This is a genomic window from Sagittula sp. MA-2 (genome assembly GCF_030126985.1).
In the GTDB taxonomy this organism is placed as follows: Bacteria; Pseudomonadota; Alphaproteobacteria; order Rhodobacterales; family Rhodobacteraceae; genus Sagittula.
This window is the reverse complement of sequence record NZ_CP126148.1, coordinates 15,712-39,958: the sequence shown is the minus strand read 5'-3', so window position 1 is coordinate 39,958 and position 24,247 is coordinate 15,712. Positions and strand designations below refer to the sequence as shown.

At 67.0% G+C, this 24,247-nt stretch carries 23 protein-coding genes; 17 read left to right on the top strand and 6 right to left on the bottom strand.

What is annotated here, in order from left to right:
- Positions 1-2: 2 nt before the first annotated feature.
- Positions 3-1,952: a 4Fe-4S binding protein gene (locus QNI11_RS23670; protein ID WP_283983806.1), complete on the bottom strand. Its 1,950-nt coding sequence runs from the start codon at positions 1,950-1,952 to the stop codon at positions 3-5.
- A gap of 369 nt (positions 1,953-2,321) precedes the next feature.
- Here QNI11_RS23670 and QNI11_RS23665 point away from each other — a divergent pair, with 369 nt between their 5' ends.
- From QNI11_RS23665 to QNI11_RS23620, 10 genes are all read left to right on the top strand, one after another.
- A complete protein-coding gene (locus tag QNI11_RS23665) occupies positions 2,322-2,858 on the top strand; it encodes a DUF3305 domain-containing protein (protein WP_283983947.1) in 537 nt (178 codons plus the stop codon).
- Positions 2,859-2,913: 55 nt separating this feature from the next.
- A complete protein-coding gene (locus tag QNI11_RS23660; protein ID WP_283983805.1) occupies positions 2,914-3,570 on the top strand; it encodes a DUF3306 domain-containing protein in 657 nt (218 codons plus the stop codon).
- Entirely contained in the window at positions 3,567-4,166 is a 600-nt protein-coding gene (locus tag QNI11_RS23655; protein ID WP_100931176.1) for a molecular chaperone, read from the top strand. Before QNI11_RS23660 ends, QNI11_RS23655 begins: the two co-directional genes overlap by 4 nt.
- 72 nt (positions 4,167-4,238) lie before the next feature.
- The gene (locus QNI11_RS23650) at positions 4,239-4,421 is read left to right on the top strand and encodes a twin-arginine translocation signal domain-containing protein (protein WP_283983804.1); all 183 of its coding nucleotides are present in this window, start codon (positions 4,239-4,241) and stop codon (positions 4,419-4,421) included.
- 177 nt (positions 4,422-4,598) lie between these two features.
- Positions 4,599-7,496, top strand: coding sequence for a formate dehydrogenase subunit alpha (locus QNI11_RS23645; RefSeq protein ID WP_100931178.1), 2,898 nt, complete (start codon positions 4,599-4,601; stop codon positions 7,494-7,496).
- 12 nt (positions 7,497-7,508) lie between these two features.
- The gene (fdh3B, locus tag QNI11_RS23640; RefSeq protein WP_005864014.1) at positions 7,509-8,102 is read left to right on the top strand and encodes a formate dehydrogenase FDH3 subunit beta; all 594 of its coding nucleotides are present in this window, start codon (positions 7,509-7,511) and stop codon (positions 8,100-8,102) included.
- A gap of 123 nt (positions 8,103-8,225) precedes the next feature.
- A complete protein-coding gene (locus tag QNI11_RS23635; RefSeq protein WP_373418463.1) occupies positions 8,226-9,470 on the top strand; it encodes a formate dehydrogenase subunit gamma in 1,245 nt (414 codons plus the stop codon).
- Complete coding sequence (locus tag QNI11_RS23630; protein ID WP_283983803.1) at positions 9,470-10,750, top strand: c-type cytochrome; 1,281 nt, start codon at positions 9,470-9,472, stop codon at positions 10,748-10,750. The genes QNI11_RS23635 and QNI11_RS23630 overlap by 1 nt, the downstream gene beginning before the upstream one ends.
- Positions 10,747-10,875, top strand: a complete 129-nt coding sequence (locus QNI11_RS23625; protein WP_283983802.1) for a hypothetical protein — start codon at positions 10,747-10,749, stop codon at positions 10,873-10,875. The genes QNI11_RS23630 and QNI11_RS23625 overlap by 4 nt, the downstream gene beginning before the upstream one ends.
- A gap of 1 nt (position 10,876) precedes the next feature.
- Complete coding sequence (locus QNI11_RS23620) at positions 10,877-12,208, top strand: sigma-54 dependent transcriptional regulator (RefSeq protein WP_283983801.1); 1,332 nt, start codon at positions 10,877-10,879, stop codon at positions 12,206-12,208.
- 144 nt (positions 12,209-12,352) lie between these two features.
- Here the strand turns inward: QNI11_RS23620 and QNI11_RS23615 are convergent, their stop codons facing one another.
- The 5 genes from QNI11_RS23615 to QNI11_RS23595 all read right to left on the bottom strand — a co-directional run bounded on the left by QNI11_RS23615 (position 12,353) and on the right by QNI11_RS23595 (position 15,951).
- A complete protein-coding gene (locus QNI11_RS23615; RefSeq protein ID WP_283983800.1) occupies positions 12,353-13,222 on the bottom strand; it encodes a helix-turn-helix transcriptional regulator in 870 nt (289 codons plus the stop codon).
- A 38-nt stretch (positions 13,223-13,260) separates the two neighbouring features.
- Positions 13,261-14,082 carry a substrate-binding domain-containing protein gene (locus QNI11_RS23610; RefSeq protein WP_283983799.1) on the bottom strand — a complete coding sequence of 274 codons (822 nt, stop codon included), beginning with the start codon at positions 14,080-14,082 and terminating at the stop codon, positions 13,261-13,263.
- 27 nt (positions 14,083-14,109) lie between these two features.
- Positions 14,110-14,853 (bottom strand): ATP-binding cassette domain-containing protein, encoded by a 744-nt coding sequence (locus QNI11_RS23605; protein ID WP_283983798.1) that lies wholly within the window; start codon positions 14,851-14,853, stop codon positions 14,110-14,112.
- Positions 14,846-15,556 carry an ABC transporter permease gene (locus tag QNI11_RS23600; protein WP_283983797.1) on the bottom strand — a complete coding sequence of 237 codons (711 nt, stop codon included), beginning with the start codon at positions 15,554-15,556 and terminating at the stop codon, positions 14,846-14,848. Before QNI11_RS23600 ends, QNI11_RS23605 begins: the two co-directional genes overlap by 8 nt.
- A gap of 182 nt (positions 15,557-15,738) precedes the next feature.
- Positions 15,739-15,951 carry a hypothetical protein gene (locus tag QNI11_RS23595; RefSeq protein WP_100931186.1) on the bottom strand — a complete coding sequence of 71 codons (213 nt, stop codon included), beginning with the start codon at positions 15,949-15,951 and terminating at the stop codon, positions 15,739-15,741.
- Positions 15,952-16,115: 164 nt separating this feature from the next.
- On the opposite strand from QNI11_RS23595, the gene QNI11_RS23590 reads away from it, so the two are divergent.
- From QNI11_RS23590 to QNI11_RS23560, 7 genes are all read left to right on the top strand, one after another.
- Entirely contained in the window at positions 16,116-17,687 is a 1,572-nt protein-coding gene (locus QNI11_RS23590) for a HAMP domain-containing sensor histidine kinase (RefSeq protein ID WP_283983796.1), read from the top strand.
- A 9-nt stretch (positions 17,688-17,696) separates the two neighbouring features.
- Positions 17,697-18,389: a response regulator transcription factor gene (locus tag QNI11_RS23585; protein ID WP_100931188.1), complete on the top strand. Its 693-nt coding sequence runs from the start codon at positions 17,697-17,699 to the stop codon at positions 18,387-18,389.
- A 472-nt stretch (positions 18,390-18,861) separates the two neighbouring features.
- Complete coding sequence (locus QNI11_RS23580; RefSeq protein WP_100931189.1) at positions 18,862-19,590, top strand: response regulator transcription factor; 729 nt, start codon at positions 18,862-18,864, stop codon at positions 19,588-19,590.
- Positions 19,591-19,593: 3 nt separating this feature from the next.
- Positions 19,594-20,760 carry an FIST N-terminal domain-containing protein gene (locus QNI11_RS23575; RefSeq protein WP_100931190.1) on the top strand — a complete coding sequence of 389 codons (1,167 nt, stop codon included), beginning with the start codon at positions 19,594-19,596 and terminating at the stop codon, positions 20,758-20,760.
- On the top strand, positions 20,757-23,015 hold the full coding sequence (locus tag QNI11_RS23570) for a PAS-domain containing protein (RefSeq protein ID WP_283983795.1): 2,259 nt from the start codon (positions 20,757-20,759) through the stop codon (positions 23,013-23,015). The genes QNI11_RS23575 and QNI11_RS23570 overlap by 4 nt, the downstream gene beginning before the upstream one ends.
- A 14-nt stretch (positions 23,016-23,029) precedes the next feature.
- Positions 23,030-23,704 carry a hypothetical protein gene (locus QNI11_RS23565; RefSeq protein ID WP_283983794.1) on the top strand — a complete coding sequence of 225 codons (675 nt, stop codon included), beginning with the start codon at positions 23,030-23,032 and terminating at the stop codon, positions 23,702-23,704.
- Positions 23,705-23,928: 224 nt separating this feature from the next.
- Positions 23,929-24,243, top strand: a complete 315-nt coding sequence (locus QNI11_RS23560) for a hypothetical protein (protein WP_100931362.1) — start codon at positions 23,929-23,931, stop codon at positions 24,241-24,243.
- The last annotated feature ends 4 nt before the right edge of the window (positions 24,244-24,247 follow it).

Here is a 24,247-nt window from a genome sequence, read left to right as displayed (position 1 = left end):
CATCAGTGGTCGCGCCGCTTTGACAGGTAGTCCTCGGTGGTGCGCGGACGCGGGCGCGGCTTGCTGGCGAAGGGGTTGTCGTCGGAGTGATACTGCGCGTTGATCCGGCAGTCGTCGCACATCTGGACCATGCGCAGCCGGTCGCCCGCGAACATGGAATGCGACTGCAGCTTTTCGGTGATCTTCTCCACCGTCGACTTCACCCCGAAGAGCTTGCCGCATTCGATGCAGGCGAAGGGCTCCTCTTCCTTCAAGATGCGCTGCGTCAGGGCCGCGGGCGTCAGGTCGAGCTGCGGCTGAAGGCTGATCGCTGCCTCCGGGCAGACGTTGGCGCAGAGACCGCATTGCAGGCAGGCGTCCTCCTGGAAGCGCAGCTCCGGCCGGTCGGGGTTGTCGCCAAGCGCGCCCGAAGGGCAGAGCGACACGCAGGACAGGCAGAGCGTGCAGGCGTCCTGATCCACCAGAACGGCCCCGTAGGGCGCGCCCTCGGGCAGGGGCAGGACCTCGGCCACCGGGTTCAGCGCCCGCGCCGCCTGCCGGGTGATCTGGCGGCGGGTGCCCATGGGCCTGACGTTCGCGGTGTCGAGCGGCTGAGGCGCCTCGGCGCCGTAGAGCGTGTCGGAGAGCGCTTCGGGGTCGGGCGTGTCGATCACCGTCACGCGGGTGGCGCCGCCGATGGCGCGGGCCAATTCGACCTGCGGGCCGATTGCGTCCATGTCAGCATTCGGTCCCGGCAGCAGCGCGACGGAGGCGAACCCGGCTGCCAACGCCGCGACGATCTCTGCATGGCCGAAGGCGCCGACCTTCGGCAATTCCAGCGGGATCACGTCGGCGGGCAGGCCGGTGTGATGGCGCGAGGCGAGGCGGATCATCTCGGCCCCGTTGTCGTCGTGGACCAGCAGGCGCGGCGCGGCGCCACCCGCGTCGAGGAAGGTCTTCGCCAGCGTCTGCACCCGGCGCATGGTCAGGTCCACCGGCGGGGCGTCGTAGCTGATCGCGCCGGAAGGGCAGACCGCCGAACAGGCGCCGCAGCCCGCGCAGATCAGCGGGTCGACGGAGACATGTTCGCCGTCCGGCGTGATCGCGCCCGTGGGGCAGAGGTCGAGGCAGCGGGTGCAGCCGGTCTGCTCGGCCCGGGAATGGGCGCAAAGCAGCGGCTCCATCCGGACGTGCATCGTCTTCTCGAAGGTGCCGGTCAGGTGGGACGCGGCGAGGATCGCGGCAGAGACGGCGGCGGCGTGGTTCGGATCGGCGCGCAGGTAGCCCTCGCGCTTTTCGTGCGCCGGGAAGAGGGGCGTGTCGCCCCGAAGATCCAGGAGGATATCGCACTGGGAGGCGCCGCCGTCGCGCGGCTCCGTCAGGGTGAAGCCGCCGCGCCCGCCGGGCTCGACCATGCGCAGCGCGTCGATCACCACCTCGAACTGGCCGAGCGCGCCCTTGGCGCGACGCAGCCGGCCGGTGATGACGTCGAAGGCGCGGGTGTCGGGGATGTCCGCGCCGGGCGGCAGCAGGACGGTGACGCCAAGGTGATCCCTGAGCTGTTCGGCGGCGGCCAGCGCGGCCTCTGCCGGGCCGACGATCAGGCACACCCCTTCGGAAATCACGTCGATGGTCTTTTCCGGCGCGGCGGGCAGCATCGCCTCGGCCACCAGCGCGGACATTTTGGCCACCTTGGAGGCCGGATCGGCGCTCCACCCCGCCCGGTCGCGCAGGTCGAGGGTTGGGGGCGCGGGGAGGTCCATGTCCTCTGCGAGGGCCTCGAAAACCCGGGCCTCCTGGGTGCAGCAGAAAATTGTGTCACCCTGCGTCAAGGCCTCTGCGGCGCGGGGCAGCTCCTTCGTGCAGAGCGCCGAACAGGGGGGGCGGACGTCCAGCCCGGTGGTGCGCGACAGAGCCTCTGCGTCGATCTTCTGCGAGCCGAGACAATCGCATGTAATCAAGGACTTGATCATGGTGTTCCTCCCGTGGCGGGGGCCGGATTCAGGCCGTTCCGAACGTCGCCGCAGCCGGTAGCTACACATGATTCGGAGGCGCCCACAACCGTTTTCCCGGCGCGCATCGGGGCAGGGCAGGGCGCCTTTGGCCGCGATTCCCGCGGGGTGATTCGCGCGGTCGCGGAGCGCCTCTTTCCCGATGAAAACAGTCAAGATGGACTAGTTGGCCAAGGGCGTTCGGGGCCACCGCGGGGGCTGGTCAAAATGACCGGGACGGGGGTTTGGGATACCGTCGTGCACGAAAACGCTTCACCGGTCTGCGAAGCTGCGCAAAGGTTGGGGCAGGGAGATTTCAGAGTGATCCACAATCCGAATGCCTACCGAACGATGCCGGTCGGGGTCGTCCTGAGACGGACTCCGGGTGTGACGCGTTGGGCAAAGTGGCACTGGACGGCAGCCGCCGTGCTGCCCGGGGCCGGCCCGGCGGAGTGGAAGGAAATGCGCCGCGAAGGCGAGGCGGTGGAGTACCACGCCGCGACCCCGGTTCTGGAACTGCACGGCGCCGAAACCGAAGCCTACCTTCAGGCGATCAGCGACGAGGTGCCGAGCCTTTACGTCGTGATGCGCGAAACTAACGACGGCCCGCATCCCTACGAGGTGCTGAAGGTCACGGCCTCCCCCTTCGAAGCGCAGGATTACACCGACAGCGGCAACGAGCTGGTTGAGAAGGTGCCGATGCCGCACGGGCTGGTCGCCTGGGTTCGCGAGTTCATCGAGGCGCACCACCAGGAAGAGGTCTTCGTGAAGCGCAAGCGCGACAAGAAGCGGATTGATCTGGTCGAGGACGGGATCGGCGATGCGCGAGTGGCAAAGCCGGGCGACATCTACGCCTCTCCGGCGCTGAAGCGGAGGCGGTTGCAATGAGTGCGTGCAGGACAAGTGGGCGCCGGTTGTCCGTCCGCGGGCGCGGGGATCTGTCATGAGCGGTTTCTGGGACAAGCGCCGTGCCGCTGTTGCTGCCGAGGCTCGCGCCGAGGAAGAGGCGCGCCTTGCCGCCGAACGGGCCGCCGAGGAACAGGCACTGGCGGAGAAGACCGACGAGGAGCTTCTGGCCGAGGCCGGACAGCCCATGCCGGAGGATCTCGAAACCGCGGAGCAGGTGCGCGCTTTCATGAAGTCCGCGCTGCCGCAGCGGCTGAAGGCACGGGCGCTGCGCAAGCTGTGGCGCACCAACCCGGTTCTCGCGAACCTCGACGGGCTGGTGGATTACGGCGAGGATTACACCGACGCCGCGCGCTGCGTGCCGGACATGAAGACGGCCTACAAGGTCGGCAAGGGCATGTTCGACAAGGTGACCGAGGCCGCGAAGGAGGCGGACGCCAAGGCGGCGAAGCTCGCCGAAGCGGAGGGCGCCGCCGACGATGCCGAAGAGGACGACACGCCCGCGCCGGAGCTGGTGTCGGTCCGAGAGCCCGCACCCTTGCCGGATCCGCCGACGCAACTTGCCATTGCAGAGCCGGAAGACGACGCCGCGGAGGTGGCGACCGAGACGGAAACACACGACAGCGAAGACGCCGTGCCCGCCACAACGCGGCGGATGCGTTTCGTGTTCGCAGAGACGGAAGGACAGGCATGACCGCAGCACCCGCACCGAAGATCGCCGAAGAGGACCGCCTGCGCGCGGACCTCTACAATTTCCTCGGGGTCATCCTCTCCGGGCCGCCGGACGAGATGCTGCTGGCGCAGACCGCGTCGCTGTCCGGCGATGCGACGCCGCTGGGGGAGGCGATCTCCACTTTGGCCAAGATGGCGAAGGTGACGAAGCCCCGCAGCGTCGTGACCGAATACAACAAGCTGTTCATCGGCCTCGGGCGCGGTGAGCTGCTGCCCTATGCCTCCTATTACATGACCGGCTTCCTGAACGAGAAGCCGCTGGCCCTGCTGCGGCAGGACATGACGGCGCACGGGCTGGCCCGCGCGGAAAACGTGTTCGAGCCGGAGGACAACATCGCCAGCCTGATGGAGATGATGGGCGCTCTGATCGTCGGACGCTTCAGCTCGCCCGCGTCGCTGGAGGCGCAGAAGACCTTCTTCAACAAGCACATCGCATCCTGGGCCGGGCACTTCTTCAGTGACCTCGAGAACGCCAAGGGATCGGTGTTCTACGCGCCGGTGGGCACCATCGGGCGCACCTTCATGGAAATCGAGGCGGAAGCCTTCCGTCTCGGCTGAGCCGGCGGGGCCTTCGGGTCCCGTCAAACGAGCGGCGCGGGGGACGCGCCGGAACCAACAGAGGAGAAAGACATGTCAGAGAAAGAAGCGTCCCGGCGCGACTTCCTGAAGCTGGCCGGGACCGCCGCGCCCGCCGCCGCCGTGGCCGTCGCCACAGCCGGTACGCAGGCCGAAGCCGCGGAGCCGGACCTGTCGTCCAACCGGATGCAGGACACGGTGCACACCCGCGCCTACTTCGACACCGCGCGGTTCTGATCCGCGCCCGCGCACAGGCCCTTGGCCGAGCGCCCCGCTGACGCCCCGCCCGGGCGTGGCACCCCGCTGGTGGAACAACTGGTTGCGTGAGGCCCGACCGTTCCGCCTTCACCGCTCTGCGCCTGTGCGCCGGGCACTGTCTTTCGCACCGCGAGGTGCGTTGAGGGAGAGAGACACATGCTTAGGAAAAAGACCAACGGGGTTGCGCGACGCCCCCAGCGGACTTCGATCCTGTCCGAGGTTGCCAAGACCTCGGTTGACCGGCGCGGATTCCTCCGCGGGTCCGGTCTGGCGATCGGCGGCCTTGCCGCGATTGCAGCGACCGGAGGAACCGTCCAGCAGGCCAGTGCGCAGACCGCTGCCACCGGCAAGGTGGACCTGAAGAAAACCGTGTGCACCCATTGCTCGGTCGGTTGCACCGTCATGGCAGAGGTGTCGGACGGCGTCTGGATCGGGCAGGAGCCCGGCTGGGACAGCCCGTTCAACCTCGGGTCCCACTGCGCGAAGGGCGCCTCCGTGCGCGAGCACACCCATGGCGAACGCCGCCTCAAGTACCCGATGAAGAAGGTCGGGGGAGAGTGGGTCCGCATCAGCTGGGAAGACGCGATCAACGAGATCGGCGACCAGATGATGGCGATCCGCGAGGAAAGCGGCCCGGATTCCGTCTACTGGCTGGGCTCGGCGAAGCACAGCAACGAACAGTCCTACCTGTTCCAGAAGTTCGCGCGCTATTGGGGGACGAACAACGTCGACCACCAGGCGCGGATCTGTCACTCGACCACGGTTGCAGGTGTTGCCAACACCTGGGGCTACGGCGCGATGACGAACTCCTACAACGACATCCATAACTCCAAGGCGATCTTCATCATCGGCGGCAACCCGGCCGAGGCGCACCCCGTCTCGCTGCTGCACGTGCTGCGCGCCAAGGAGCAGAACAACGCCCCGCTGATCGTCTGCGATCCGCGCTTTACCCGGACGGCGGCCCATGCGGACGAATACGTGCGCTTCCGCCCCGGTGCCGACGTGGCGCTGGTCTGGGGCATCCTCTGGCACATCTTCGAGAACGGCTGGGAAGACCGCGAGTTCATCCGCACCCGTGTCTGGGGCATGGACCAGATCCGCGAGGAAGTGGCCAAGTGGAAGCCGGAAGAGGTCGAGCGCGTCACCGGCGTCCCCGGCTCCCAGCTCGAGCGCGTAGCGCGGACGCTGGCGAACAATCGTCCCGGCACCGTGATCTGGTGCATGGGCGGCACCCAGCACACCACGGGCAACAACAACACCCGCGCCTACTGCATCCTTCAGCTTGCGCTGGGGAACATGGGCGTGTCCGGCGGCGGCACCAACATCTTCCGCGGCCACGACAACGTGCAGGGGGCCACGGACCTCGGCGTCCTGTCGCACACGCTGGCGGGCTACTACGGCCTGGCCAAGGGCTCGTGGGAGCACTGGGCCCGCGTCTGGGGCGAGGACTGGGACTGGCTGAACGGTCAGTTCGCCAAGATGCCCGGCGCCGACGGCAAGGAAAAGGACCTGATGTACGAGACCGGGATTCCGGTGTCGCGCTGGATCGACGGTGTGCTTGAAGACGCCGAGAACATGGACCAGCCCAACAAGGTCCGCGGCATGGTTTTCTGGGGCCACGCGCCGAACTCTCAGACCCGCATGGTCGAGATGAAGAAGGCGATGGAGCTTCTGGACCTGCTTGTGGTGGTCGACCCCTATCCGACCGTGACGGCCGTGCTGCACGATCGGACGGATGGCGTCTACCTGCTGCCGGCGGCCACGCAGTTCGAGACCCACGGTTCGGTCACCGCGTCGAACCGCTCGATCCAGTGGCGCCAGCAGGTGGTGAAACCGATCTTCGAGTCGAAGCCCGACCATGAGATCATCGGCCTGTTCGCCAAGAAGTTCGGCTACCACGACCGGCTCTTCCGCAACATCGCGCTTGAGGATGACGGTGTGACCCCGAGCATCGAGGACACGCTACGCGAGATCAACCGCGGCATGTGGACGGTCGGCTACACCGGCCAGACACCTGAACGCCTCAAGCTCCACATGGAGAACCAGCACACCTTCGACCGCACCACGCTGCGCGCGGTGGGCGGACCTGCCGACGGCGACTATTACGGTCTGCCGTGGCCGTGCTGGGGCACCGCCGAGATCAAGCATCCCGGCTCGCCCAACCTCTACAACATCGACCTCGCGGTGAAGGACGGCGGTTTGCCGTTCCGGGCCCGTTACGGTGTGGAGCGCAACGGCGACAACCTGCTGGCGGAAGGCGTCTACAACCCGGGTTCGGAGATCCAGGACGGATACCCCGAATTCACCATGCAGATGCTGATGGACCTCGGCTGGGACAGCGACCTGACCGACGAGGAGCGGAAGGTGATCGACGAGATCGCCGGTCCGAAGACCAACTGGAAGACCGACCTTTCCGGCGGCATCCAGCGGGTCGCGATCGAGCACGGCTGCGCGCCCTATGGCAACGCCAAGGCGCGCTGCGTGGTCTGGGAATTCCCCGATCCCGTGCCGATCCACCGCGAGGCGCTGTATACCAACCGGCGCGACCTGGTGGCCGACTATCCCACCTACGACGACCGGAAGTTCTACCGTCTGCCGACCATGTACGCGTCGATCCAGAAGCAGGACTTCTCCAAGGACTACCCGATGATCCTCACCTCCGGCCGACTGGTCGAGTACGAGGGCGGCGGGGACGAAACCCGGTCCAATCCGTGGCTCGCCGAGCTGCAGCAGGACATGTTCGTCGAGATCAACCCGCGCGACGCCAACAACCTCGGTGTGCGTGACGCGGCGATGGTCTGGGTCGAAGGTCCCGAAGGCGGCAAGGTCAAGGTCAAGGCGATGGTCACCGAGCGGGTGGGCGAAGGCGTGGCCTTCATGCCATTCCACTTCGGCGGCTGGTACCAGGGCGAGGACCTGCGGTCGAAGTACCCGGAAGGGGCGGACCCCATCGTGCTTGGTGAATCCTGCAACACGGCGCAGACATACGGCTACGACTCCGTCACGCAGATGCAGGAGACCAAGGCCACCCTCTGCAAGATCATGCCGGCATAAGGAGAGAGAAACATGGCAAGAGCGAAGTTCCTCTGTGACGCCGAACGCTGCATCGAATGCAACGCCTGCGTCACCGCCTGCAAGAACGAGCACGAGGTGCCGTGGGGCATCAACCGTCGCCGCGTGGTGACCATCCAGGACGGCCAGCCGGGCGAACGCTCGATCTCGGTCGCCTGCATGCACTGCTCGGACGCGCCCTGCATGGCGGTGTGCCCGGTCGACTGCTTCTATCAGAACGAAGAAGGTGTCGTCCTGCACTCCAAGGACCTGTGCATCGGCTGCGGCTACTGCTTCTACGCGTGCCCCTTCGGCGCGCCGCAGTATCCGCAGGCGGGCAACTTCGGGTCGCGCGGCAAGATGGACAAGTGCACCTTCTGCGCCGGTGGTCCCGAAGAGAACAACTCCCAGGCGGAGTTCCAGAAGTACGGCCGCAACCGGATCGCGGAAGGCAAGCTGCCGATCTGCGCCGAGATGTGTTCCACCAAGGCCCTGCTGGCGGGCGATGGCGACGTTGTGTCGGCCATCTACCGCGAGCGCGTGGTCGCACGGGGCTTCGGCTCCGGCGCCTGGGGCTGGGGCACGGCTTACGACCAGAAGGGCGGCTGACGCCTTTCCACGCGTGGGCCGGGCGCCTGTCCGGCCTACATCTGCACCATGACGGCGGGGCCTTCGCGGCCTCGCCCTTTTTGCCACGGACCGGAGGGGGTTTCGTGGCCGATGGGGTTTGACATGACGACTGAACGTTCGAGCGGCTTCGTCGCCTTCATACTCGTGCTGCTGGCCATTGCGATATTCTCGTTCTGGATGGCACCGGGTCCGCGCATCGACGAGACCGAGGCAGAACTGGCCGCGGCCCGGCTGGAAACCGGCGGCGCGCAGACGCTGGAAGACATCCTGCGGCGGCAGCAGGGCCTGCCGGTCAACGACGACTTCCGGTCGACGAACATCGGCGGCGACGCCGTGCCGCCACCGAACACCGCGCCGCTCGGCACCTCGTCCGACCCGGACCTGTGGCGCGCGCTGCGCTACAACAAGGCGGACGTGACCGTCTCGACGCACCGGCCGGTCGGCGAAGTGCTGATGCAGGACGGCGGCATGAGATGGCTGACCGTGCGCGACGGCCCGCTGCGCACCTATGGTAGCTGGCTGCTGCTGGGGACCATCGGCATCCTCGCCGTCTTCTTCCTGTTCCGCGGCCGCATCAGGATCGAGGGCGGCAAGACCGGCAAGACCGTCACCCGCTTTCACGCCTTCGAACGCTTCACCCACTGGATGACCGCCGGGTCCTTCGTGCTCCTGGCCTTCACCGGGCTCTTCACCCTCTTCGGGCGCAAGTTCCTGATCCCGGTGCTGGGCCATGACGCGAACTCCGTTTGGCTGGCCGTCTCGAAGTACATCCACAACAACGTCAGCTGGGCCTTCATGCTGGGGATCGTGCTGGTCTTCATCCTGTGGGTCGCGCACAACATCCCCAACAAGCTGGACATCATCTGGTTCAAGCAGGCGGGCGGCATCGTCGGCGACAAGCACCCCCCGGCGAAGAAGTTCAACGCGGGCCAGAAGCTGATCTTCTGGTCGGTGATCCTGTTCGGCGCGTCGATCTCGCTGTCGGGCCTGTCGCTGCTCTTCCCCTTCGACCTGCCGCTGTTCGGCAAGACCTTCACGCTGCTGAACGACATCGGCATCACCGGCCTCCTCGGCATGGAGCCGCTGCCCGTGGCGCTTGCCCCGCAGGAGGAGATGCAGCTTGCCCAGCTCTGGCACGCCATCGTCGCCTTTGTCCTGATGGCGATCATCATCGGCCACATCTACATCGGCTCGATCGGGATGGAGGGCGCCTTCGACGCCATGGGATCCGGCCAGGTGGACGAGAACTGGGCCGAACAGCACCACTCCATCTGGTACGAGAAGGTCAAGGAACGCGAAGCCGCGCGCGAGGGCAGGGCGCCCGAACAGGCGACCCCGGCGGAGTGATGCGCTGGCTTGCGATCCTGTGCCTCTGCGCCTCGGCCGCCGGGGCGCAGGAGTTCACCACCCTCAAGGGACACGGCGGACCGATCATGGGCATCGCCGCCTCTGGTGAGCGCGTGGCCACCGCCAGCTTCGACAACTCCGTCGGCGTCTGGTCGGCGGGCGAGCCGGAATGGCAGGAAGGTCACGAGGCGGCGGTCAACGCGGTGGCCTTCGGGCCGGACGGCGCAGTGATCTCCGGCGCGGACGACTTCACCGTGCGGCTCTGGGACAAGGACGGCACGTCCAGCCTCCTCGGCACCCACAAGGGCAAGGTCACGGCGCTGGCCATGTCACCCGACGCACGCCTCGTCGCCAGCGCAAGCTGGGACGGCACCATCGGGCTCTGGCCGCTGTCCGGCGGAACGGACGGCCGGTTCCTCGACGCGCCCGGCGGGGTGAACGCCGTGGCCATAGACGACAAGGCCCGGGTCTGGGCCGCGACTTCCAACGGCTACCTCCTGCGCTACGACCTGATCGAGCAGACCGCCGACCAGATCGTCAGCCACGGCTTCGGCATAAACGAGATCGTCGTGACCCCCGACTGGATCGCCTATGGCGCCGTCGACGGGGTGACGCGGGTGATCGACCACCAGGGCGGCCAGATCGCCGACTTCACGCTGGACCGCCGCCCGATCCTCGCCATGGCCTATCACGCCGGGACCCATCAGCTTGCCGCCGGGGACGGGCACGGGTTCATCATGATGGTCGACACCGCAGAGTGGCAGATCATCCGCGATTTCCGCGCCACCCGCGAAGGGCCGGTCTGGGCGCTGGCCTTCTCTGACGACGGGGCGCGGATCTGGGCGGGCGGTCTGGACGACGTGGCCTTCGGCTGGCCGGTGGAGGCACTCGACGCCTTCGATCCGGGCATCAGTGGCGACCGCAGCTTCCTGCGCGATGCCGGGACAATGTCGAACGGCGAACGGCAGTTCATGCGCAAATGCTCGATCTGTCACGCGCTGGAGCCTGGCCCGTCGCGCAAGGCCGGGCCGACGCTGCACGGCGTGTTCGGCCGCCGGGCGGGCACGGTGCCGGGCTACACCTATTCCGATACGCTCGACGGCGCCGACATCGTCTGGACCGACGACACCATTGATGCCCTGTTTGACCAGGGGCCGGATCACTATATTCCCGGCTCAAAGATGCCGATGCAGGTGATCGCGGGGGCGGACGACCGGGCCGACCTCATCGCCTTCCTGAAATCGGCCAACGACCAATCCGGCGAGGAGGCTGAGAAATGAAGGCAATGGTGATGGGTTTTGTCGCGGTGGCCGTGATCGGCGTGGCGGCGCACTACGGGCTGGAGGCGCTGGACGACACCACCGCCGCGCGCCAGACCACCGGCGAGAGCGTCCGGTTCGACTGACGTGGCAGAGGACTACGGCAACGACCTCGCGGGGGCGTCGATCCTGGTGATCGACGACGAACCCGGCATGCGCAACTTCCTCTACAAGACGCTGCAGCCGAGGGTGAAACGGATCGACCTCGCCGCCTCGCCGGACGAGGCGACCGCCAAGCTGGACGAGAACCACTTCGACCTCGTGATCCTCGACAACGTGATGCCGCGCAAGACCGGGCTGGAATGGGTGACCGAACAGAAGCGGCTCGGCTTCATGGCCGAAACCATCCTGATCACCGCCTATGCCGACCTCGAAACCGCCATCGCCGCGCTGCGGGCCGGCGTCTCGGATTTCGTGCTGAAACCCTTCCGCGCCAACCAGATCCTCGGCGCCGTGGCGCGCACGCTCGACCGCAAGTATCTGCGGCGCGACAACACCCTCCTGCGCCACGAACTCAACAGCGACCCCAACGGCGTGAAGATGCTCGGCACCTCCGACACGCTCGGAGAGGTGCGCGCCATGCTGAAGAAGCTCGCGCCCCTGCCGACGCCGGTGCTGTTCACAGGTGCCAGCGGCACGGGCAAGGAACTGGCCGCGCGCCAGCTGCATGCGCTCTCCGACCGCGCCGACCGGCCCTTCGTCGCGGTCAACTGCGCCGCCGTGACCCCCGACCGCATCGCCGAGGAACTCTTCGGCGACAACGGCGGCGGCGACGGGGCGCTCAAACCGGGCCTTTTCCTGCTGGCCGACGGCGGCACGTTGTTCCTCGACGAGGTGGCGCAGATGCCGATCCAGGTGCAGGCGGCACTCCTGCGCGTGCTCGAGGACCAGCGCGTCCGCCCAATCGGCGCCGAGCGCGAGTTTCCCCTCAACCTGCGCCTGCTCTTCGCCACCAACGCCGATCTCGACGCGGCGGTGGCGCAGGGCCGTTTCCGCGCCGACCTCTACCACCGCATGAACGTGGTGCGCATCCACATGCCGCCCCTGAAGGAGCGGAGCGAGGACATCACCGAACTCGCCGCCTACTTCATGGAGCACTTCGCCTGCGTCCTCGGACTGTCCGGGCTCGAGCTCTCCGCCGAGACCCTGCTGAAGATGCGGCGCTACGACTGGCCGGGCAACGTGCGCGAGCTGAAGAACATGATCGAACGCTCGGTGATCCTCGGGCAGTTCCCGGAAGAATTCTCCGGCGATGCCAAGGTGACCGGGGCCCGCGCCACACTGAACCTCGAACAGGTCATGCAGCGCCACATCCTGCACGTGCTCGACCTCTGCGACGGCAACCGGGCAGAGGCCGCCCGCCGCCTCGGCGTGTCGCGCAAGACCATCGACCGCCGCGTCGCCGCCTGGGAAGGCTAGGGGCTACCCGCACCGCCAAAGGCGCGCAATAGCCCCCAGCGCCTGCACTGCATCCAGGCTTCTTTGCTTCACAAATACTCTCGGGGGGTCCGGGGGGCGACGCCCCCCGGCGGGTCGGGGCACGCGGCAGCGCCCCGAAACCGCTCAGGCGTTCCAGCGCACCGTGCCCAGCCCCGTCAGGTCGTAACCGCCCATCTTCTCCGCCCGGGCCAGCGTGGCCTCCGACTGGCAGAAGACCATCAGCCGCTGCATCGGCGTGTCGAACCAGGCGCGCCGGTTCACCAGCAGGTCGAAGCGTTCCTCCACCAGAGGCACGAAAGGCAGGCCGAAATCCCGCGCGACGGTCTCCAGCCCCAGCGTCGCGTCGGCGTCGCCGCGGGCGAGGGTCTGCACGGCCTCGGTCTCTGTCCGCGCGACCTCAGTCAGGTCCAGTGCATCCACATCCAGCCCGTCCTTCGCCGCAAGCTGCCGGAACAGCACGTCGCTGCCCGATCCGCCCTGCCGCGGCACCACGCGCCGTCCGGCCAGGTCGGCCATGCCGCTGACACCTTCCAGCTCCCGCCGCAGCACCAGCCCGCGGGCACGGGTGGCAAACCGCACCAGAACCGCGTTCTGGTTGGCCGAGCTGCGCGCCACGCTGGGGATGTTCCACTCGCGCCCCTCGGCGTCGTGCAGGTGAAGGCCCGCCGCCACGCCTTCGCGCCGGTTGAACCGCGCAAGCCCGTCCGCCGACCCGTCGAAATAGCTGGCCAGCCCGCAGCGGCTTTCGCGGATTGCCCAGTCCAGCAGGGGATCGTGGCTGCCCAGCACCACCGGCGGCCTTGGCGTCTTCACAACGTGGCCCGAGGAATGCGCCTCCAGCCAGTCGCGCACCGCGACCGAGGGGAACAGCAGCTTGCCGGTGGCGCGCGTGCAGGGGACCTCGCCCGACGCGGCGAGGTCGTAGACCTTGCGCTCCTTGATCCGCAACAGGTCCGCCAGTTCGGGGACCGTCAGGAATTCCGGTTCATGCATCGCTCTGCCCCATGGCGGGGCAGACCGTGCCCCGGTTCTCAGCTACCCTGTTTGCGCGCATTGGGGAAGAACAGCTGCTGCCCGTCCACCGTGTAACCCGCGATGGCCTTCTGCCCTTCGTCGGAGATCAGCCAGTCCGAGAACGCCTTTGCCGCCTCGATCTTCACCGCCGGGCACTTCTCCGGGTTCACCGGGATGACGCCGTACTGGTTGAAGAGGTCGTCGTCGCCTTCCACGGCGATCCGGTAGTCCTGCTTGTTGGCAAAGCTGATCCAGGTCGCGCGGTCGGTCATCACGTAGGCACCCATGCCGATGCCCGCGTTCAGGGTCGCGCCCATGCCCGATCCGGTCTCGCGATACCAGTCGCCGGAGCCCGTCGCCGGATCGACACCCGCGGCCTGCCAAAGCGCCTTTTCCTTCTTGTGGGTGCCGGAATCGTCCCCGCGGGATGCAAAGACCGCACCCTTCCCGGCAATCGTCTTCAGGGCCGCCTCGACGTCCGAGGTGCCCGCCACGCCCGCCGGATCGTCGGCCGGCCCCACGATGACGAAGTCGTTGTACATCAGGTCGGTGCGCGAGGTGCCGCCGCCCTCGGCCACGAACTTCTCCTCGGCGGGCTTGGCGTGCACCAGCAGCACGTCGCCGTCGCAGTTGGCGGCGTTCTTGATCGCCTGTCCGGTGCCGACCGCCACCACGTTCACCGTGATGCCCGTCTTGTCGGAGAAGATCGGCAGCAGGTAGTCGTAGAGGCCGGAATTGGCGGTCGAGGTGGTCGACTGCACGATGATGGCCTCCTGTGCCGATGCGGCAAGCGGGGTCAGCGCCAGCAGCGCGGCCAGCGTGAATTTAACGGGTTTCATGAAGTCTCCCTATGTCATGAAGTCAGTTCAGACGACGATCCTGTGGTGCAGGAAGTCACGCGCCGCGGCGCTGTCCTGGGTGGAAAAGAAACGGTGGGCAGGGGCCTGCTCGGCGATCCGGCCGCGATGGAGGAAGACGACCTCGTCGGCGAGCCGTCGCGCCTGCCCGATGTCGTGGGTGACGAGGATCACCTTCACGCCTCGGTCGTGGGCGCCCTGGATGATGCGCTCGATGGCCAGCACCGAACCGGGGTCGAGGCTGGCGGTCGGTTCGTCCAGCAACAGCACCTGCGGGTCGAGCGCGAGCGCCCGGGCCAGCGACAGGCGCTGCGCCTCTCCGCCGGATAGGGCCCGTGCGGGCTGGCGCGCCTTGTTCAGAAGGCCCACGTGGTTCAGCAGGGTGTCACGCTCCGACCGGGCGCGCCCGCGCGCCTTCAGCACGAAGTCGATGTTGGCGGCGACCGACCGGCGCAGAAGAACAGGTTTCTGGAAAACCAGCGCCTGCTGGCGGGTGGCCTGCTGGGCGGGGCGGCCATTCCATGTGACGCGGCCCTGATCGGGGCGGGTCAGCCCGTGCATCACCTTCAGAAGCTGGCTTTTCCCGGCACCGTTCGGACCGAGCATCACGGTCAGGCCGCGCCCCTCCAGCGTCAGGTCAAGCCAGTCGAGCACGGGTTTGCCACCGAGCCGCAGGGTCAGGTTCTCGATCCTTAGGCAGGGGGCCTCCGCATCGCAGGCGGGCTTCAGGTCCTGTTCGGTCAGATCACGCATGGGCCTGCTGCCTTTCCGACGACAGGCGCAGGGCCTGCACCAGCGCGTTGACGCCAAGCGCAATGACCATCAGCACGATGCCGAGGGCCAGCGCCAGCGCCAGTTCGCCCTTCGAGGTTTCCAGCGCGATGGCCGTGGTCATGACCCGCGTGAGGTGGTCGATGTTGCCGCCGACGATCATCACCGCGCCGACCTCTGCCACCGCGCGGCCGAAGCCCGCCAGCGCCACGGTGGTGAGGGCGATCCGCGCGTCCCACAGGAGCGCCTGCACCACCTGCACGCGCGTCAGGCAGAGAGACCGGAACTGGTCGCGGTACTCGTTGTGCAGGTCTTCGAGCACCTGCCGCGACAGCGCGGCGACGATGGGGGTGATCAGGATGGTCTGCGCCACGATCATCGCCGTGGGGGTGTAGAGCAGGCCGAGGAAGCCGAGCGGCCCGGCGCGCGACAGGCTGAGGTAAACCAGAAGGCCCACGACCACCGGCGGCAGGCCCATGAGCGCGTTCAGCACGATCAGCACTGCGCTGCGCCCCGGAAAGCGCGCGATGGCAAGGACCGCGCCCAGCGTCAGTCCGAACAGGCAGGCCAGCACGGTCGCCGTCAGGCTGACACGCAGCGAGAGCGAGACGATCTCGATCAGGTCCGCGGACGGATGCAGCACCAGCCCGAAAGCCAGCGAGAATGCTTCGCCGAAGTCCTGCATGAATTCCGTACGCCTCCCGTCGTCCTGAGTGCCATTTTAGGTCTCAGGCGGCGAATACGGCAAGGGTAACGATGGCCCGGCGCATGTAGGCGACGGGTCAGAGTGTCGGACAGATCGGCAGCGGGCACCAGTCCATCCGGAAATTCTGCAGGATTATGCGGGGTGGCGGAAGGCCGGGACGATCAGGCGTCTCGCTCGGAATGGTCGACTGTCCGGCACTTCCAGCTCTGGATCCGCTCGTTCGGGTGTTCGTTCACCCAGCGCGCCAGTTGCGGCTGTGCGCCCATCATGCACGCCATGGGGGTGACATCGGTGAAGACAAGGCTACGCTCTCGGCAGGTGTCCATGTCGCCGGGGGCTGTCGCCATGCAGGTTACGAAAAGCAGCTCGATCATCGGGGGCCTCTATCAATACATCCTTTAGTCGTAGTTTCACTATGCGCGCGGTAAGGGAAAACTCCGTTAACCGGGCGGGCGGTGGCTCGAATTGTCCGGAGAACAGCGTAAGGAATGCTCAGTCCCGCCATGCTTGCCCACCATTTCATCACGAAACTGGGGCGATGACCCGTCTTGGCCAGCCCTGGTCGCTGCGCGCGCGGTTGACCGCCGGTGCCGTGGCGCTGAGCGCGGTCACCATTTTGACGGCCCTGACCCTGTTCTGGGGCATGGAGCGGGTGGGCGACCGGATGCAGGCGGCGCTGAACGCCGAGGCCCGGATGACGCGTTACGGCACGCTCTCCTCGCAGGTGTCCACCTTCCTCGTGATCGCCACGGAGGCGGTGCAGCGCGGCCTGCCCCGAGAGGAACGGATGCAGCGGCTGGAGCCGGTGGCCGAGAACATTGGCGCGACCTTCCTGCTGATCCGCAGCGACCTTGAGCGCGCGGTCGAGGAGGCGGAGGCCTCCGGCATCGACCGGCAGTCGCGCCATGCCACGCAGTCGATCACGCTGGCGCGCATGGAGGCGCAGCTTGGCTCCACGTTGAACGGGCTGGGCCGCGACGATCAGGACGTGCCGGTCCTGCGCGCCCACATCGACGCCTTCGCCAGCACCTTCGACCCGCTTCTGAACGAGGCTCTCAACGGGGAGGCGATGTTTCGCCGCGAAACCCTGAAGGGGATCGAGACGCTCCGCCAGAGGATGATCTGGGCGGCGGCTGCGATGGTGGTTCTGTCGCTCCTGATGGTGGCGGGGTTCACGCTGGGGCTTGTCCGGCCACAGTTCCGCCGGCTGGAGCAACTCCGGGGCGCCGCCCGGCGGATCGGGGCGGAGGACTTCGACGTGGCCCTGCCGGAAACCCGGGGCGACGAGATCGGCGCGCTCTTCTCGGAGACCAACCGCATGGCTGCCGCGCTGGCCGCTCGGCAGGCCCATGTGCAGGCGGAATGGGGCCGGCTGGAGGAGGAGATCGCCCAGCGGACGGCCGAGATCCGCGCCGCCAACGCCCAGCTCGAGGCCGTCGATGCCCGCCGCCGCCGGTTCTTTGCCGATGTCAGTCACGAATTGCGCACGCCCCTGACGGTCATACTGATGGAGGCGCAGATCGGCAGGCAGACCCTTGCGGACGGGGCGGAGATCTTCGGGACGATCGAGAGCCGGGCGGCGCGGCTGAACCGGCGTATCGACGACCTGCTGCGGGTGGCGCGGTCGGACAGCGGCGAACTGGCGCTGGACCCGGGACAGGTGGATTTTCCGGAAACGGTGCGCGCGGTGGTCGAAGAGGTGGAAGCGGAGTGCCGAAGTGCCGGGATGACGCTGGATACGCAGGCCGGGGAGGGCACCGTGCTGGCCGATCCTAACTGGCTGCGGCAGGTGCTGGCCGGACTGGTCCGCAACGCCATCCGCCACGCCCGCGACGGCGGCAGGGTGCGGATCGTGGCGCAGGGCGGCGTGGCGGCGGTGATCGACAATGGCCCCGGCATCCCGGCAGAGGCGCAGGCGCGGATCTTCGAACGCTTCGGCCAGGGACGTAAGGATTCCGCCGGATTCGGGCTTGGCCTCGCGCTGGCGAAATGGGTGATCGAGGCGCAGGGCGGTGAGATCTCCGTCACCAGCCCGGTGCCCGACGCAGAGCGGCTTGGCGACGGACCGGGGACGAAAGTTTCGGTTCGCTTGCCGGTGGCGGAAGGATAGGGTGCGGCGATGACCTTGCGGCTGCTCATCGTGGACGACGACCCCGGCATCGCCTCTGCCCTTGCGCGGGGGATGGCGATCCATGGCTATGAGGCACAGACCGAACTGCGGGCCGATACGGCGCTGGCGCAATTGCTGGGCGGCGGGTTCGCTGCCGCCATCGTCGACGTGATGCTGGGCGAGGACAGCGGCATCGACCTTGTCCGGGAAGCACGCGCGGCCGGGGTGGATGTGCCCGTCCTGATGCTGTCCGCGCTGTCGGAGGTCGAACAGCGCGCCGCAGGGCTGGAGGCCGGGGCGGACGATTATGTGGTGAAGCCGTTCTCGCTGGACGAACTGGTCGCGCGCCTGAGGGTGCAGGAAAAACGCGCGGAGGCACGCCGTCCTCAACCCGCCATCTTCCGTAAATCCATCCGCTTGCTCTGCCTCGGCGACGCCGAGGCCACACTGACGGAACGCGAGGCCGACCTGCTGATGCTGCTTGTCCGGCAGGGCGGAGAGCCCCTGGCGCGGGGTGCCATCTTTGACGCGTTATGGGCGTCCGACAGCGGGGCGGACGGGCCGGGAAACGAGAACGTCGTCGATGTCTACATCGGCTATGTCCGCAAGAAGCTGGCCGCGCAGGATTTCGGGTTCGGCATCCGCACGGTGCGGAACAAGGGGTTCTGCATCGAGGGCACAGCGCCGCAGATCCTCTCATAAATTAAGAATTCCGTTTCCGTCCGTCGCGGGGCAGGGTGCGGGCATCGGGGTCTACTGGGGCCCCTTGTCTTCCCGACGCCCCGCGGCCCCGACCGGGTCCGTCTCTCCCATACCGGTGCCCGACCGTGCGCCGCGGGGCGCCGTTACTCGCGCTTTGGTTGTGCGTTTTCCACGGGGTGGCAGGCCCGCAGAGATCGTCCAAGCGGGCCACGTTCGGAACGGGCTTTTTCAGGGCTGGCGGACCAAAATGGCCGATCTGCGAATCACCTTTCAGGACGGTGCGGAAAATTGTCCTTATTTTCTGCGGTGCAGCGGAGTTTTTCCGCCAGCCGCACAAAACCCGTCAAGCCCTTGCCACAAAGGGTCTTCGCAACATTGTTGCGCGCAACCCCCTCTCAGCCTAACTTGTTCCATTCGGAAACAGTTGCAAAACGATGTGCTTGGTCTAGCTTTTCAACAGGGAGGCTTTGACATGCAACACTTCAAAGTTGCAGCGCGTGACGAAGGGATTTCGTCCGTGCTGATCGTGGACGACCATCCACTATTCAGTGACGCGTTGGCCTCGGCGCTTGAGGGGGTTTTCCCGCTCTGCCGCTTCGAGAAGGCGCGTTCTCTCAAACACGCACTGAAGGTTCTGGACGACGGGTTTTCGCCCGACCTCGTGATGTTCGACCTGAAGCTGCCCGACGTGCAGGGCATTTCCGGCTTCGTGACGATGCGCGGGCGCGTGCCCGACACACCGGTCCTGGTGATTTCCTCGCTGACCTCGCGGGCCCTGGTGCATGCGCTTATGGACGAGGGCGCTTCCGGCTTCCTGACGAAGGACACGCCGGTGGAGGACCTGCAGCAGGTGCTTCTGGAGATCGCCAATGGCCGCAAGCATGTGCCGATGGAGTATCGCCAGAACACCGTGTCCGATGCACCGGATGCCCCCGGCAGCGACATGAACGCCAAGCTTGCGGCGCTGACCCCCCAGCAGAAGAAGGTCATCAAGCTGATCTGCGCGGGCAAGCCGAACAAGCAGATCGCCTACGAGCTTCAACTGGCGGAGGCGACGGTCAAGGCCCACATCACCGCGCTTCTGCGGCGGCTTGGGGTCAACAACCGGACGCAGGCGGCGCTGATGGTCGAGGCGGCGAACAAGGCGGCCGCCCCGGGTATCGAGGCAGAGCCGGAAGCGCGCAACTTCCTGTGTCACTGAGGCATGGCGCGCGATGAAATCGGGCCGGATCTTCCGGCCTATGTCACCGTTGGACGGTCCGACAACGCGGACCCGGCCTGTGCTGCCCGAGAGGCCGCGCGGGCCGTCAGCGCGCATGAACTCTGTTTCGTCATCGCCCTGATCCCCGCGGCGATGGATTCCGACGCGGTGGCCGAGGTCTTCGCCGAGGAACTGGAAAGCGTTCCGGTCTTCGGCTGCACCACCGCCGGGCAGATCACCCCCTTCGGATACGAGAATGACGCGCTTTTGCTGATCGGCTTCCGCAAGGAGCACTTCCGCTGCGCGTCCACGCTGATCACGCCGCTGAAGCCGCTGTCCATCGCCCAGATCTTCGAGACGATGACCCGCAACAACGGCAAGTTCATCCACACGGCGGGCTGGAACCGGCTGGCGCTGGTGTTTGCCGACGGGCTGTCGAAGCAGGAGGATCTTCTGGCGTCGGTGCTGGAGAGCGTGCTGGAAGGCGTTCCGGTGTTCGGCGGCTCCGCCGGGGACGGCATGGCCTTCGAGCGGACGCAGATCCTGCACAAGGGCCAGTTCCACGACAACGCCGCGCTGGTGCTGCTGATCGAGACCGACCTGCATTTCCAGGGCGTGAGCTTCGACCACTTCCTGCCGGAGGGGCACGAACTGGTCATCACCGAGGCCAACACCGAGGAGCGGCTGGTCACGGAGATCAACGGCGCGCCGGCGGCCAAGGAATACGCGCGGCTGGTGGGGTGTTCCGTGGCGGAGCTGACACCGCAGGTCTTTGCCGAGAACCCCATGCTGGTCTGCCACAAGCAGGCGCATTACGTCCGTGCCATCGCCGACGTGCTTGAGGGCAACACGCTGTCGTTTCTTGCCGCCATCGACGACGGTCTGATCATGGTGATGGGCCGCGGCAAGGAGATCATCGAGACGCTGGAAGCGGAGTTGGACGTCACGGATTCCATGGGCCGGAAACCGGACTTCATCCTCGCCTTCGACTGCGTGCTGCGAAAGCTGGAGATCGAGGAGAAGAAGCTGGACGGCCAGGTGTCGGAGATCTTCCGGCGCCGCAAGGTGCTGGGCTTCAACACCTATGGCGAACAGCACTGCGGCCTCCACATGAACCAGACCTTCGTGGGCGTCGCCTTCTTCGGCCCGAGGGGGAGCCTTCTGCCGTGAACCTGATCGACCCGCTGGAACCGCCCGAGCTCCAGCTTCTCAGGCAGGACAGGATCATCGAGGCGCTGGTGCGCCGCGCCATGCGGCAGAACCACGTGGGCCAGACGGCCTACAGCGCCTTCCAGTCGGCCATCGAGTTGCAGGCACAGGTGGCGGCCAAGACGCGCGACCTCGAACGCGCCGCCGACGAGCTGGAGACTACCCGTTTCGAACGGGAGCGCACACGCCGCAACCTCGACGAGGCGCTGGCGGCCATGGGCGAGGGCTTTGCGCTATTCACCGAGGGCCAGCTTGCCATCTGCAACGACCTGTTCCAGCACCTGCTGCCGGACGTGTCGGACCGCATCGTGCCCGGACTGCCGCTGCCGGAGTACTTCGAGCTGCTGGCGCAAAGCCGTTTCGTGATCTCCACCGACCGCCAGATCGGCGCGAACGACGGCCCGCTGCCCGGGGCCTCGATGGTGATCGAGGTGACGGAGGACCGTTTCTACCAGCTGTCGACGCAGCGCACCTCGATGGACAACACGGTGCTGCTGCTGAGCGATATCACAGCCGTGGTCCGCCAGAACCGGAGCGAAAAGGAACACCTGATCGACCGGCAGGCCGATTACCTTCAGGCGGTGTTCGAGAACATGACCAGCGGCGTGTGCAGCTTTTCCGCCAATGGCGACGTGGTGATGCACAACCAGCAGTTCCGCAAGCTGACCGGCCTGCCGATGACGGTGCTGCAGAAGGGCATGAACATGGCCCGGCTGCTGCAGCTGATGTCGATCCGCGGCTTCATCGCCGACCATTCGCTGCTCCAGGTGGACGAGTGGCGACGGCAGTTGCTGCGGCAGGGGCGGCTCCGGCGGCAGGTGCGCAGCCGGTCCGGGCAGGTGTTCGACCTGCAGGGCAACCGGCTGCCGGACGGCGGCTTCCTCGTCGAACTGAAGGACGTGACGCTGGAGATCCGCGCGACCGAGACGCTGGAAAAGCGCGTGCTGGAACGCACCCGCGAACTGACGGAGACGAACGCACGCCTGACCCAGCAATACGAGGAGAAGGCCCGCGTTGAGGAAGAGTTGCGCGTTGCCAAGGAACGGGCGGAGGCGGCGGTTTCGTCGAAGACACGGTTCCTCGCAGCCGCCAGCCACGACCTGCTGCAACCGATCAACGCCGCCAAACTGCTGATCGCCACCTTGCAGACGAACTCGGCCGGGTCGGAACACGAACCCATGGTGGACCGGCTGAAGGGGGCCTTCACCTCCATCGAACAACTGCTGCACGCGCTGCTGGACATCTCGCGGCTGGACAGCGCCGACCACGACACGGTGCATCCGACGACGCTGTGCCTTGGCCAGATCATGCAGACGATCTTCGAGGACCAGATGCCGCTTGCGCAGAAGCGCAACGTGGCGCTGCGGATGGTGCCCTGCATGTCCTGGGTCAGGTCCGACCCGGTGTATCTGCTGCGCTCCATCCAGAACCTCGTGGTGAACGCGATCCAGTACACGGAGCCGGGTGGCAAGGTGGTGCTGGGCTGTCGCCGGCGGGGCGACAAGGTCGAGCTTCAGGTGCTGGACACCGGCATCGGCATCGGCCCGGAGGACCAGTCCCGGATCTTCGAGGAATTCGCCCGCGCGGGCAACGTGCCTGTTGGCTCCGGCGTGGGGCTGGGCCTGTCCATCGTGGAGCGCACATGCCGTCACCTCGGCCACCGGCTGTGGATGTCGTCCGAGGTGGGCGTGGGGTCGAAGTTCTGCATCGAGTTCGACGTGGTGGACGCCGCCACGGCGCTGACCGCCCCCAAGGTTCCGATGCAAAGCGAGGAGAGCCTCGAGGGTTTCATCGCGCTTGTGGTGGAGAACGACGAGAACGTGCTGTTCGCCACCTGCCAGACGCTCGAGACCTGGGGCGCCAGCGTGCTGGGCGCGCGCTCGACGGAGGAGGCGGTCGGGCATCTGCGCGACATGGGCATCCCGCCCGACATCCTCTTGGTGGACTACCAGCTCGACGGCGACGACACCGGTCTGTCGACCATCGCGCGGGTCAGGGCGGAGTTCGGAACCCACGTGCCCGCGATCATGATCACCGCCGACCGGCGCGACCGGCTGCTGCGGGCGGGGGCTGAACAGGACTTTTCCGTGATGACGAAACCGGTGCAGGTGTCGCGCCTGCGCCCGCTGATCGACTGGAAGATCCGGGGCGGCGCCGCGGGGACCGAGCCGAAAGTCGGCAATGACAGGACCGGGCCTGCGGCTAGTCTCGGGTGAGGGAGGATTTCAACATGCGCAAGACGATGCTATTCGCCGCGCTCTGTCTCGGGCTGGCCGGACCGGCCGCCGCAGAGACTTTGGACGGTCAGGAGACCTACGACCTGCTGTTCCGCTCGGGCACGCTCGACCCGGTGGGCAAGGACAAGGCGCTGAGCTACACGCGCGAGGTGGTGAACGCGCTGAAACCGGAATCGGCGGTGCGCGACACCGGCACGATACGCCTGTCCTTCGAGGAGCAGCAGGCGATGATGGCGGAGCTGGAGTTCCTCCAGAACGGCAAGCACCGGGGTCTGGGCAAGTTCCCGGCCAGCGTGGGCAACCCGATGATCATGTTCTTCTACGAATCCGTGGTTCGGGACATGGCGGAGGCGGCGGGCGGCAGCCCGTTCTACATCCGCAACCGCGTGAAGGAGGCACTGATCCGTCCGAGCGAAGTGGTCGAGGGCGAAGCCACGCTGGATGGCCGAACCGTACCGACCAAGACCGTGGTGCTGCACCCGTTCGAAGGCGATCCCAACAGTGACCGCATGCAGGGCTTTGGCGAACTGGCGCTGGCCGTCACCATGTCCGAAGATGTGCCGGGCTGGTACATGAGCTTTGTCGCGGAGGTGCCGGGCGAAGAAGGCGCGCCGGTCTACCGCTCGGAGATCGACTTCGAAAGCCTGGAGGCGGAGGGCGCGGAATGACCCATCCGCATCTTGAAAACCGGTGCAGCCGCGCGGGGGCAGATTCCGCCGCGCAGATAGTCGCAAAGAAACGGTTACTCCCCCGTCCTCCCGCCCCTATCATCCGGGGCGAGGTCTTAAGGTCCGGTGTCCGCGGACGCGATTTGCTTCGAAGATTGCCAGGATTTCGGGGCTTGCGCGGGTCGGTGCTGGGCGCGGCTCTCTGTGCGGCGGCCCTGTCCCTGATGCCGGACGGCGTGCAGGCGCAGGACATCGCGCAGCGGTACAACGACTATCCCACCGCCGCGCGGGCGGACTACGTCTTTGCCTGCATGGCGACGAACGGCCGGTCGCGGCTGACGCTCGAACAATGCTCCTGCTCGATCGACGAGATCGCCTCCATCCTGCCCTACGAGAAATACCTTCAGGCCGAAACGGTGCTTTCGATGCGCCGCACCGGGGGGGAGCGCATGGCCGTGTTCAACAGTGCGGTGGCCGCGCAGAACCTCGTCACCGACCTTCGCCGTGCGCAGGCCGAGGCCGAGGTCGTCTGCTTCTGATCCG